This is a genomic window from Pseudomonas sp. MF6755 (genome assembly GCF_016405635.1).
GTDB classification, from domain to species: domain Bacteria; phylum Pseudomonadota; class Gammaproteobacteria; order Pseudomonadales; family Pseudomonadaceae; genus Aquipseudomonas; species Aquipseudomonas haemolytica.
In genome coordinates this window covers 1-12658 of record NZ_JAEKDA010000017.1, presented here as the reverse complement: position 1 = coordinate 12658, position 12658 = coordinate 1, and the positions used below count along the sequence as shown (strand labels likewise).

General features: G+C 60.0%; 10 protein-coding genes. All 10 read left to right on the top strand.

Annotation, left to right across the window (positions count from 1 at the left end; genetic code table 11):
• Positions 1-381 precede the first annotated feature (381 nt).
• Complete coding sequence (locus tag JFT66_RS22200) at positions 382-2607, top strand: NADP-dependent isocitrate dehydrogenase (RefSeq protein WP_198860159.1); 2226 nt, start codon at positions 382-384, stop codon at positions 2605-2607.
• 169 nt (positions 2608-2776) lie between these two features.
• Positions 2777-3994 carry a serine hydrolase domain-containing protein gene (locus JFT66_RS22195; RefSeq protein WP_233097173.1) on the top strand — a complete coding sequence of 406 codons (1218 nt, stop codon included), beginning with the start codon at positions 2777-2779 and terminating at the stop codon, positions 3992-3994.
• 70 nt (positions 3995-4064) lie between these two features.
• Positions 4065-4511 carry an NUDIX hydrolase gene (locus JFT66_RS22190; RefSeq protein ID WP_034120244.1) on the top strand — a complete coding sequence of 149 codons (447 nt, stop codon included), beginning with the start codon at positions 4065-4067 and terminating at the stop codon, positions 4509-4511.
• A gap of 59 nt (positions 4512-4570) precedes the next feature.
• A complete protein-coding gene (gene mnmA, locus JFT66_RS22185) occupies positions 4571-5695 on the top strand; it encodes a tRNA 2-thiouridine(34) synthase MnmA (protein ID WP_198860158.1) in 1125 nt (374 codons plus the stop codon).
• Complete coding sequence (hflD, locus tag JFT66_RS22180) at positions 5692-6315, top strand: high frequency lysogenization protein HflD (protein WP_017137510.1); 624 nt, start codon at positions 5692-5694, stop codon at positions 6313-6315. The genes mnmA and hflD overlap by 4 nt, the downstream gene beginning before the upstream one ends.
• 125 nt (positions 6316-6440) lie before the next feature.
• On the top strand, positions 6441-7811 hold the full coding sequence (gene purB / locus JFT66_RS22175; RefSeq protein ID WP_034120246.1) for an adenylosuccinate lyase: 1371 nt from the start codon (positions 6441-6443) through the stop codon (positions 7809-7811).
• Positions 7812-7894: 83 nt separating this feature from the next.
• Positions 7895-9061 carry a ribosomal protein uL16 3-hydroxylase gene (locus tag JFT66_RS22170; RefSeq protein WP_034120248.1) on the top strand — a complete coding sequence of 389 codons (1167 nt, stop codon included), beginning with the start codon at positions 7895-7897 and terminating at the stop codon, positions 9059-9061.
• On the top strand, positions 9054-9476 hold the full coding sequence (locus JFT66_RS22165; RefSeq protein ID WP_034120250.1) for a GNAT family N-acetyltransferase: 423 nt from the start codon (positions 9054-9056) through the stop codon (positions 9474-9476). The genes JFT66_RS22170 and JFT66_RS22165 overlap by 8 nt, the downstream gene beginning before the upstream one ends.
• 230 nt (positions 9477-9706) lie before the next feature.
• Positions 9707-10444, top strand: coding sequence for a secretin N-terminal domain-containing protein (locus JFT66_RS22160; RefSeq protein WP_153839300.1), 738 nt, complete (start codon positions 9707-9709; stop codon positions 10442-10444).
• A gap of 494 nt (positions 10445-10938) precedes the next feature.
• Positions 10939-12264 carry an isocitrate lyase gene (gene aceA / locus JFT66_RS22155; protein WP_034120253.1) on the top strand — a complete coding sequence of 442 codons (1326 nt, stop codon included), beginning with the start codon at positions 10939-10941 and terminating at the stop codon, positions 12262-12264.
• Positions 12265-12658: the final 394 nt, after the last annotated feature.

The following is a 12658-nucleotide window of genomic DNA, read 5'->3' as shown; positions in this document are numbered from 1 at the left end:
CCTACAAGCCTGAAAGCAAAGGGAAAAGCGCCAATCTTGAGCACACCCCGCAGCCCTGCGCGCAAGCGTCGCACCTGCGACCTTTAGACCAATGGACGAGCCTCCTTTTATATGAAGGCTCGGCGTAAGCATAGCGACCTATGTATAATGCCGCCGCTGACCAAAGAGTCACGACGGCGGACCGCTCTAGAACGTAGCCTTTCGCCAGAAAGCCGGACTATTACAATAGCCCACCCGCTTGACGCTCGACTGATGCAACCCAACATCACCGCGAAGAAACATCGACATTTCGCTCATGGATGACTTTGAACGAACGCGCTCTACCCGGCGCATCTCGAGTTTCTGCGCACGCTTTCAGCAAAGAAGAGAGTTAATCCGAATATGCCCACCCGCTCGAAGATCATCTACACCTTCACCGACGAAGCCCCAGCCCTCGCCACCTATTCACTGCTGCCTATCGTAGAGGCCTTCACCGCTTCCGCTGATATTGCCGTGGAAACCCGCGACATTTCCCTCGCCGGGCGCATCCTCGCAAGCTTCCCCGAGCAACTGGGCACCAAGGCTGTTGCGGACCACCTCGCCGAACTGGGCGACCTGGCCGTTACCCCTGAAGCCAACATCATCAAGCTGCCTAACATCAGTGCCTCGACCCCGCAGCTGCAAGCCGCGATCAAGGAACTGCAGGCCCAGGGCTATGCCCTGCCGGACTACCCGGAAACCGTAACCACCGACGCGGAAAAAGAAACCCGTGCACGTTACGACAAGGTCAAGGGCAGCGCCGTGAACCCGGTACTGCGCGAAGGCAACTCCGACCGCCGCGCACCGCTGTCGGTCAAGAACTACGCACGCAAGCACCCGCACAAGATGGGCGCCTGGGCTGCCAACTCCAAGTCGCACATTGCCCATATGAACAATGGCGACTTCTACGGCAGCGAAAAAGCCGTACAGATCGAAGCCGCTGACGCTGTCAAAATTGCACTGGTTGCGCAGGACGGCACCACCACCGTTCTGAAGGAAAAGACCAGCGTCCAGGCCGGCGAGATCATCGACACTGCCGTGCTGAGCAAGAAAGCCCTGCGCAGCTTCATCGCCGCTGAAATCGAAGACGCCAAGAAACAAGGCGTGCTGCTGTCGGTTCACCTCAAAGCCACCATGATGAAGGTCTCCGACCCGATCATGTTCGGCCAGATCGTTGCCGAGTTCTATAAAGACGCCCTGGCCAAGCACGCCACCGTGCTTGAGCAGATCGGCTTCAACCTGAACAACGGCATCGGCGACCTGTACGCCCGCATCAAGGCCCTGCCGGCCGACCAGCAAGCGCAGATCGAAGCAGACATCCAGGCGGTGTACGCCGCTCGCCCAGCCTTGGCGATGGTCAACTCCGACAAAGGCATCACCAACCTGCACGTGCCGAGCGACGTGATCGTCGACGCCTCGATGCCCGCTATGATCCGTGACTCCGGCAAGATGTGGGGCACCGACGGCCAATTGCACGACACCAAGGCCGTGATCCCGGATCGCTGCTACGCCACCATCTACCAGGCGGTCATCGAAGACTGCAAGGCCAATGGCGCCTTCGACCCAACCACCATGGGCAGCGTGCCAAACGTTGGCCTGATGGCGAAGAAAGCCGAAGAGTACGGCTCCCACGACAAGACCTTCCAGATCAAGGCTGACGGCGTAGTCCGCGTCACCGACAGCAAGGGCAACCTGCTGATGGAACAGAAAGTCGAAGCCGGCGATATCTTCCGCATGTGCCAGACCAAGGACGCGCCGATCCAGGATTGGGTCAAGCTCGCCGTCAACCGCGCCCGCGCCAGCAACACTCCGGCCATCTTCTGGCTGGACCCACAGCGCGCCCACGATGGCGTCGTGGTCGAGAAAGTTCAGGCCTACCTGAAAGACCACAACACCGACGGCCTGGACATCCGCATCATGGCGCCAGTCGACGCCATGAAGTTCACCCTGGAGCGCACCCGCAAGGGCCTGGACACCATCTCGGTGACCGGTAACGTACTGCGCGACTACCTGACCGACCTGTTCCCGATCATGGAACTGGGCACCAGCGCCAAGATGCTGTCGATCGTGCCACTGATGAACGGCGGCGGCCTGTTCGAAACCGGCGCCGGCGGTTCGGCGCCGAAACACGTGCAGCAACTGCTGGAAGAAAACTTCCTGCGTTGGGATTCCCTGGGCGAGTTCCTGGCCCTGGCCGCGTCCCTCGAGCATCTGGGTGTGACGTACAACAACCCGAAAGCCCTGGTACTGTCCAAGACCCTGGACCAGGCCACTGGCCAGTTCCTCGACAACAACAAGTCGCCATCGCGTAAAGTCGGCAACATCGACAACCGCGGCAGCCACTTCTACCTGGCGCTGTACTGGGCCCAGGCCCTGGCCGCCCAGACCGAAGACACGGCACTGCAAGCGCAGTTCAGCGAACTGGCCAAAACCCTGGCCGCGAACGAAGCAACCATCGTTGCCGAGCTCAACGCCGTGCAGGGCAAGCCAGTGGACATCGGCGGCTACTACGCGCCGAACCCAGAGCTGACCAGCAAGGCCATGCGTCCAAGCAACACGCTGAATGCGGCGATTGCTGCGCTGGTGTGATGCTTCTCGGCAGTTGATGTGACGATTGCTGGCTGATCGTCACACCGAAGGAAAATCCGGAATCCGAAAGGGCTCCGGATTTTTTTTACGCTTTTTTCCGTAGGTGGGCGCAGGTCTTGCTTTGTGTTTTGGCTCAAGCCACTCATAAACACTAAATAAGGAAGGTTTTATGCAAAGAGCTCACTTCCAGGCACTGGCCTGGGCCTCAGCGATAACCTTGCTGACCGCCTGCGCGACCCATTCGCCCACCTACCCCCATGCGCAGGAGCCCATTGGCGACGTGCAAACCATGTATGACGGCAAACTCAGCCCTGACGCCGCTGTCAGCACCTTCCGCAACATTGATCGCTTGTTCCCGGTGCGCACCATTCAAACCGGCGGCCACCCGTTTCCATTGCCACGCAGCAGCCAACCGCTCGGCCCGGTCACCTTCGACTATGAAGGCAAACGCTACAGCCTCGACGACTACGTCACCCTCAACCGGGTAACAGGCCTGCTGGTGATCAAGGACGGCCAAGTCGTTACTGAACGCTACGAAAAAGGCAACACACCGGCGACCCGCTGGATGTCGATGTCGGTGGCCAAATCCATCACATCAACCCTGGTGGGCGCCGCCTTGCAGGACGGCTCGATCAAAAGCCTTGACGACAAAGTCACCCACTACCTGCCCGCCCTGGCCGGCAGCGGTTACGACCAGGCCACGGTACGCCAGGTATTGGCCATGCGTTCCGGGGTTAAATGGAGCGAGAAATACGCCGACCCCACTTCAGACCGCCGCATGATGCTCAAGCTGCAAACCGAACAAGTCCCTGGTTCCGCACTCAAGTTCATGGCGAGCCTGCCCAGCGCGGCCCCTCCAGGCACCCGCACCAACTACAGCACCGGCGAGACCCAGGTCCTGGGCCAGTTGGTCAGCGCTGCGGTGGGCAAGCCGCTGGCGCAGTACCTGAGCGAAAAAATCTGGGCGCCCTATGGCATGCAAACCGATGCGAACTGGTGGCTCGACGGCCCGAACGGCAATGAAGTGGGCGGCAGCGGCATCAGCGCAACGCTTGAAGATTACGGACGCTTCGGGCAATTCGTGCTCAGCGGTGGCAAAGCCGGCGATAAGCAAATACTGCCTAAAGACTGGATGAATTTTGCCAGCGCAACCACCGGCACCGATCCTGCGTACGGTGACTTTGCGTCCATGTGGTGGCCGGCCTGGACCGACGCCTCCAAGGCGGATAAAGCCTTCACTGCTGCCGGGATTTTCGGCCAATACATCTACATCAATCCCACACAGAAAGTGGTGATTGTGGTGTGGCAAGCGCAAACCAAGGCCACGGGCGGCGAAGTGATTGACGATATGACTGCGTTTGACGCCATTACAAAGGCGGCTCGGTAACCGACAGCAAAACCCGGCAGGCGCCCCTGTATGATGGGCGCCTGCCCCCACTGATCGCTTGAGAGCCCCCATGACCTGGCAACCCCACATCACCGTCGCCACCATCGTCGAAGACAACGGCCGCTTCCTGATGGTCGAAGAGCTCAAGGGCGGCCGCGCCGTGCTCAACCAGCCCGCTGGCCACCTCGACCCGCACGAAACCCTGACCGAAGCCGCCGTGCGCGAAACCCTCGAAGAAACCGGCTGGGACGTCGAAGCCACCGGCATTGTCGGCATCTACCTGTACACCGCGCCCAGCAATGGCGTGACCTATCAACGCGTCTGCTTCATTGCCAAGGCACTCAAACACCACCCGGACTATCAACTCGACGACGGCATCCTCCGCGCCCGCTGGCTGACCCGGGACGAACTGATGGCCGTGCGCGATGACTGGCGCAGCGAGCTGATTATCCGTTGTATCGACGATTATCTGGCCGGCCAGCGCCACAGTCTCGAGTTGATCCGCCCTTCTCTTTAGCCTTAGCGGCTTGGGCCTGATAGAATCGCGTCCTTTTTCAAGACACCCGTTGAAACCCTATGCGTGATCCAGCCCCTTCTGACATACAAAAGAAGCGCGTCATCGTCGGCATGTCCGGCGGCGTGGATTCTTCCGTTTCCGCCGTTCTGCTCATGGAGCAGGGTTATGAGGTGGAAGGCCTGTTCATGAAGAACTGGGAAGAAGACGATGGAACGGAATACTGCACCGCCATGGACGACCTGGCAGACGCCCAGGCCGTGTGCGACAAAATTGGCGTCAAGCTGCATACCGCCAACTTTGCCGCCGAGTACTGGGACAACGTGTTCGAGCACTTCCTGGCCGAATACAAGGCCGGTCGCACGCCGAACCCGGACATCCTGTGCAACCGCGAGATCAAGTTCAAGGCGTTCCTCGACTACGCGATGATGCTCGGCGCCGACCTGATCGCCACTGGCCACTACGTGCGCCGCCGCGATATCGATAGGCGTACCGAACTGCTCAAGGGCCTGGACCCGAACAAGGACCAGAGCTACTTCCTGCATGCCGTCGGCGGTGAACAGATCGCCAAGACGCTGTTTCCGGTCGGCGAACTGGAAAAGCCCGAAGTGCGCAAGATCGCTGAAAAACATGGCCTCGCCACTGCCAAGAAGAAAGATTCCACCGGTATCTGCTTTATCGGCGAACGCCGCTTCAGCGACTTCCTCAAGCAGTACCTGCCGGCGCAACCCGGTGAAATCAAAACCACCGAAGGCGAAGTCATCGGCCGTCATCATGGCCTGATGTACCACACCATCGGCCAGCGCCAGGGCCTGGGCATTGGCGGCTTGAAAGACGCAGGTGAAGAGCCGTGGTATGTGCTGGTCAAGGACCTGGAAAACAATGTGCTGGTCGTCGGCCAGGGCAACGAACATCCGCTGCTGTTCTCCGGCGCCCTGCTCGCTTCGGAGATCTATTGGGTCAACCCGATCGACTTGAGCACGCCACGCCGCCTGACCGCCAAGGTGCGCTATCGCCAGAGCGACCAGCCCTGCACCCTGGAAAAAACCGCCACCGGCTACCGCGCCACCTTCGATGACCCGCAACGTGCGGTCACCCCAGGCCAATCCGTGGTGTTTTATGACGGCGAAATCTGCCTGGGCGGCGGCGTGATCGAAGTTGCGCAAGCCTGGAGCAACCCGGCATGAGCCCGACCCAGGAGCAATTGACGGCCCTTGGCGGTGTGTTTCTTGCCGCCGTACTGGTGGACAAGATCGCCAAGACCGGCCAGGTCACTGAAGCCGGCCTGACCTGCATGCTCGGCAGCCTGCTGATCCGCGACCCCAAGGACACCCTGGAAGTCTACGGCGGTGACGACCTGGCCCTGCGCGAAGGTTATCGCGCATTGATCGGCGCCCTGGAGCGCGACCCCAGCACCTTGCAGCGCGAGCCGTTGCGCTACGCCTTGTCGATGCTTGGCCTGGAGCGCCAACTGGCCAAGCGTGACGACCTGCTGGAGACCATCGGCAAGCGTCTGCCGCAGATCCAATCCCAGGTAGAGCACTTCGGCCCGGCCCACGAAAACGTGATCGCCGCCTGTGGTGCGCTGTATCAGGACACCTTGAGTACGTTACGCCAGCGTATTCAGGTACACGGCGACATGCGCAACTTGCAGCAACCGAATAACGCCTCGAAAATCCGCGCCCTGCTCCTGGCCGGTATTCGCTCCGCGCGGTTGTGGCGCCAGTTGGGCGGTCATCGCTGGCAGCTGGTGATCAGCCGACGCAAATTGCTCAAAGAGCTTTACCCGTTGATGCGCAACGAATAAGTCGCACCAGCAGGCCTTTTTCAAGCCGTTACGCGTAATACGCCGGTCAGTTGGCAACGGACCGGCGGATTTTTTCATGTATGATACGCGCCCCATTTCGTTGCCCGACTGTCCGAGAACACCCCATGCAGCTCTCTTCGCTCACTGCGGTTTCCCCTGTTGACGGCCGCTACGCCGGCAAAACCCAGGCCCTGCGCCCTATTTTCAGCGAATACGGCCTGATCCGTGCTCGTGTACTGGTTGAAGTGCGCTGGCTCCAGCGCCTGGCCGCTCACCCCGCCATCAGCGAAGTGCCGGCGTTCTCAGCCGAAGCCAACGCTGTACTCAACACCCTGGCGGAAAACTTCTCCCTGGAGCACGCCGAGCGTGTGAAAGAGATCGAGCGCACCACCAACCACGACGTCAAAGCCATCGAATACCTGCTCAAAGAGCAAGCGGCCAAGCTGCCGGAACTGGCCCAGGTCAGCGAGTTCATCCACTTTGCCTGCACCAGCGAGGACATCAACAACCTGTCTCACGCCCTGATGCTGCGCGAAGGCCGTGATGACGTGATGCTGCCGCTGATGCGCCAGACCGCCGAAGCGATCCGTGAGCTGGCGATCCGTTTCGCCGCCGTGCCGATGCTGTCGCGCACCCACGGCCAACCGGCTTCACCGACCACTTTGGGTAAAGAACTGGCCAACGTGGTGTACCGCCTGGAGCGTCAGATCGCTCAAGTCGCCGCCGTGCCGCTGCTGGGCAAGATCAACGGCGCCGTAGGCAACTACAACGCCCACCTGTCGGCCTACCCGGAAATCGACTGGGAAGCCAACGCCCGCGCCTTCATCGAAGACGAGTTGGGCCTGGGCTTCAACCCATACACCACGCAGATCGAACCGCACGACTACATTGCCGAGCTGTTCGACGCCATTGCGCGCTTCAACACCATCCTGATCGACTTCGATCGCGATATCTGGGGCTACATCTCCCTGGGCTACTTCAAGCAGCGCACCATTGCCGGTGAAATCGGTTCGTCGACCATGCCGCACAAGGTCAACCCGATCGATTTCGAAAACTCCGAAGGCAACCTCGGCATCGCCAACGCCCTGTTCCAGCACCTGGCCAGCAAGCTGCCGATCTCCCGCTGGCAGCGTGACCTGACCGACTCCACCGTACTGCGTAACCTCGGCGTCGGCTTTGCCCACAGCGTGATCGCGTACGAAGCCAGCCTCAAAGGCATCAGCAAGCTGGAGCTCAATGAGCAGAAAATCGCTGCTGACCTGGATGCGTGCTGGGAAGTATTGGCCGAGCCAATCCAGACCGTGATGCGCCGCTACAACATCGAAAACCCCTACGAGAAGCTGAAGGAATTGACGCGCGGCAAGGGCATCAGCCCTGAAGCACTGCAAACTTTCATCGACGGCCTGGACATGCCAGCCGCCGCCAAGGCCGAGCTGAAACTGCTCACTCCGGCCAACTACATCGGCAACGCTGTAGAGCAAGCCAAGCGCATCTGATCATCGCGCACCCTTTGAGACGCCCGGCCGCGCCGGGCGTTTTTATTCCAGTCTGAAAAATGCTTTTTTTCAATAGGTTACACATGAATCCTGATATTCCTCTTCAACTTCTGGGCGGTATCACAGCACGGGAATTCCTGCGCGACTACTGGCAGAAAAAGCCGCTGCTGATCCGTCAGGCCATCCCTGATTTCGAAAGCCCGATCGACGCCGACGAACTGGCGGGCCTGGCTCTGGAAGAAGAAGTCGAGTCGCGCCTGGTGATCGAACACGGCGAACGACCGTGGGAACTGCGTCGCGGCCCGTTTGCCGAAGATGCCTTCAGCACCCTGCCTGCGCGTGAGTGGACCTTGCTGGTGCAAGCAGTCGACCAGTTCGTGCCGGAAGTGGCGGAGCTGCTGGAGCACTTCCGCTTTCTGCCGAGCTGGCGTATCGACGATGTGATGATCAGCTTTGCCGCACCAGGCGGCAGCGTTGGCCCGCACTTCGATAACTATGACGTGTTCCTGCTGCAAGCCCAGGGCAAGCGCAACTGGAAGATCGGCCAGATGTGCAGCTCCGAAAGCCCGCTGCTGCAACACGCCGACCTGCGCATCCTCGCCGAATTCGAAGAAAGCGCCGAATGGGTGCTGGAACCGGGCGACATGCTCTACCTGCCGCCGCGCCTGGCCCACTTCGGCATTGCCGAAGATGACTGCATGACCTACTCCGTAGGCTTCCGCGCCCCAAGCGCCGCTGAAGTGCTGACCCACTTCACCGACTTCCTCAGCCAGTACCTGACCGACGAAGAGCGCTACACCGACGCCGATGCCCAGCCGGTCAGCGACCCGCATCAGATCCAGGGCGACGCCCTCGACCGCCTCAAGGGCCTGCTGGCCGAGCACATGAGCGACGAGCGCATGCTACTGACCTGGTTCGGCCAGTTCATGACCGAGCCGCGCTACCCGGAAATGGTAGCTGGCGAAGAGCTGGGCGAAGAAGACTTCATCAACAGCCTGCAAGACGGCGCGATCCTGGTACGCAACCCAAGCGCCCGCCTGGCCTGGTCCGAAGTCGACGACGACGTACTGCTGTTCGCCAGCGGCCAGAGCCGTTACCTGCCAGGCAAACTGCGTGAACTGCTGAAGCTGGTGTGCTCGGCCGATGCGCTGCACAGCGAGAACCTCGGCGAGTGGCTGGCGGACGAAGATGGCCGCGACCTGCTGTGCGAACTGGTCAAGCAAGGCAGCCTGGGGTTTGCGGATGAATAAGATTCACGTAAGTGTCGCGGACTGGCAAAAGGATATCGCCGAGATTCGGCGCATTCGTGAAGCGGTATTTATCGCTGAACAATCGGTTCCGGCTGAGCTTGAGTGGGACGCGGACGACGCCGGCGCCATGCATTTTCTTGCATTCGAAGGCGACTTTCCGATCGGTACCGCGCGCCTGCTGCCCAGCGGCGAGATCGGCCGGGTGTCAGTGCTCAAAGACTGGCGTGGGCTGAAGGTTGGCGACAAGCTGATGGAAACGGTGATTGGCGTGGCCGAGCAACGTGGCCAGACCAGACAGTTCCTCAGCGCGCAGGTGTATGCGGCGCCGTTTTATGAGCGGTTGGGTTTCAAGATTGTCAGTGATGAGTTTCTTGAAGTCGGGATTCCGCATGTGGATATGGTGCGCGGGGACTGATTCAAGGCCGTGTCGACGCCATCGGGAGCAAGCCCCCTCCCACATTTTGACCACATTCCAAGGATGTACGCGGTCAACGGTGGGAGGGGGCTTGCTCCCGATAGCATTATCAGCAACACCACAAATGCCCTGCCATGCCAGGGCATTTTGCCGTCTACGATTCAACTTGCGACCCGCCAGGCCGACAAACTGGCACTATCAAGCCTAAATGACTCGCAGAGATCACGGACATGTCCCTACGCACCCTGCTCACCGCCCTCCTCCTGACCGCCAGCGTTTCGGCCATTGCCGACACCGAAGTCGTTAACCTGAGCAACCGCACGAGTGCAGACCTGCTACCTGTAGCGCAGAATTTCATCGGCAAGGACGGCACCGTCAGCGCCTACGGCAACCAGCTTATTGTTAAAGCTGACCCAGCCAGGATCGAGGGTTTGCGCACCTTGCTCTCGCAACTGGACACACCGGCAAAACGCCTGCTGATCACCGTCGACACCAATGAAAACAACCAACAGAACAGCGGCGACAGCCAGACCCGCATCATCAGCTACGGCACCGCCAGCCGCGATGGCGGCGTCCAGCAGATCCAGGCCAGCGAAGGTGTGCCCGCGCTGATCCAGGTCGGCCAGAGCGTGCCGCTGACCACTACCCAACAAGACAGCTATGGCCGCCTGCAGAACCAGACCCAGTATCGCAACGTCACCCAGGGCTTCTACGTGACCGCCAGCGTCACCGGCGAGACCGTGCACCTGGCCATCAGTACCAACCGTGACCGCATGAGCCAGGAACGTCCCGATGTAGTGAACGTGCAAAGCACCGACACAACCGTCAGCGGGCGCCTGGGCGAATGGATCCCCCTGGCCGGCATCAATCGCGAAACCCAGGCCGATAAATCCTCTACAACCCGCAATTACTCTACTCAGGGCCGTGATGACCTGACGTTACGGGTCAAGGTCGACACCCTGAACTGAAGCACCGAAAACTGACTGGCAAGTCGCATTAGACTAAAGATGTAGTGCTTTAAAAAAAGCACTACAAAACATTTGACGATCCAAAAAAGCATGGGCATGATGGCCTCGCTCCCGCTAATCAGGGGCCCTGGCAAGGGCCTTCGGATCGCCGCTCTAAGCTACCCACCTGAGCCGATTCGTGTCTGTACCGCCCACAAGGTGTGTTTGACGTTGGTTGCGACTGGAACGAAGTTGTCCCGAGGGACGGAAGCTAACCAGGTAGCCCGGCTACACACTGATGGATCGTACAAAGGCCCACGACGCCCGAAGACCGTTCGCAGTTCGCCCTTACCTGCTCAACTCCCCCCTTGAGCCCCATCGTTCATCCCGTCGCCCTTCTCCGTCAGATTTGACTTGAACACCTGAGCTTCTGGTCAGCGAGCAACCCTACCCAGGCAACGAATGCCGGGCTGGCAAACGGATACTTCAAACAAGACGCGACGAGGTTTTTCCCCATGGCACTGACACGCGAACAGCAAATTGCAGCCCTTGAAAAAGACTGGGCTGAAAACCCACGCTGGAAAGGCGTGACCCGCGCTTATTCCGCTGCTGACGTCGTCCGCCTGCGTGGCTCGGTCCAACCTGAGCACACCTTTGCAAAACTCGGCGCCGAGAAGCTGTGGAACCTGGTCACCCAAGGTGCCAAGCCGTCCTTCCGCCCCGACAAAGATTTCGTCAACTGCATGGGTGCCCTCACTGGCGGCCAGGCAGTGCAACAGGTGAAAGCCGGTATCCAGGCGATCTACCTGTCTGGCTGGCAAGTGGCAGCGGACAACAACTCCGCTGAATCCATGTACCCCGACCAATCGCTGTACCCGGTGGACTCCGTGCCAACCGTGGTCAAGCGCATCAACAACTCGTTCCGTCGTGCCGACCAGATCCAGTGGAAAGCCGGCAAGAACCCGGGTGACGAAGGCTACATCGACTACTTCGCGCCCATCGTGGCTGACGCCGAAGCCGGTTTCGGCGGCGTACTGAACGCCTACGAGCTGATGAAGAGCATGATCGAGGCAGGCGCTGCCGGCGTGCACTTCGAAGACCAGCTTGCGTCAGTGAAGAAATGCGGCCACATGGGCGGCAAGGTACTGGTACCCACCCAGGAAGCCGTACAGAAGCTGACCGCTGCTCGTTTGGCGGCCGACGTTGCCGGCACACCGACCATCATCCTGGCCCGTACCGATGCCAACGCTGCTGACTTGCTGACCTCGGACTGCGACCCGTACGACCAACCGTTTGTGACGGGCGAACGCACCCAGGAAGGCTTCTATAAAGTCCGCGCCGGCCTGGACCAAGCCATTGCCCGCGGCCTGGCCTACGCGCCATACGCCGACCTGATCTGGTGCGAAACCGCCAAGCCCGACCTGGACGAGGCCCGTCGCTTCGCCGAAGCGATCAAGAAGGAATACCCGGACCAACTGCTGTCCTACAACTGCTCGCCTTCCTTCAACTGGAAGAAGAACCTGGACGACGCGACTATCGCCAAGTTCCAGCGCGAACTGTCGGCAATGGGCTACAAGCACCAGTTCATCACCCTGGCCGGCATTCACAACATGTGGCACAGCATGTTCAACCTGGCGCACGACTACGCCCGCAACGACATGACCGCCTACGTGAAGCTGCAAGAGCAGGAATTCGCTGACGCCTCCAAGGGCTACACCTTCGTGGCGCACCAGCAGGAAGTGGGCACCGGTTACTTCGACGACATGACCACCGTGATCCAGGGTGGCACCTCGTCCGTGACCGCGTTGACCGGTTCGACCGAAGAAGAGCAGTTCCACTGATCGACTGAGCACACGGCCACCGCGGCCCCAAGGAAGACCTAACCGCAGTGCCGCACAACAATCACGCCCCGACTGGTTCGGGGCGTTTTTTTGGCCTACGGAAAAAACCTGCCCTGACACAATGAAAACTCAACATGTGGGAGGGGGCTTGCTCCCGATTGCGGTGTGCCAGTCAACTCTTCAGTTACTGACCCACCGCAATCGGGAGCAAGCCCCCTCCCACACCGGGAAATGTGATCAGCCTGAAGGTTTTGCGCAAAACATTGACCTAGGGATGGTCTGAAGTAGCCATGTATTTCCCCGGCATACCACCTAGCGCAACTTTTAAACTCGCCAAATGATCAAAAAACAATCAATTCGACGAGTATTTCTTACGTTTTCGCCACCCGGACCC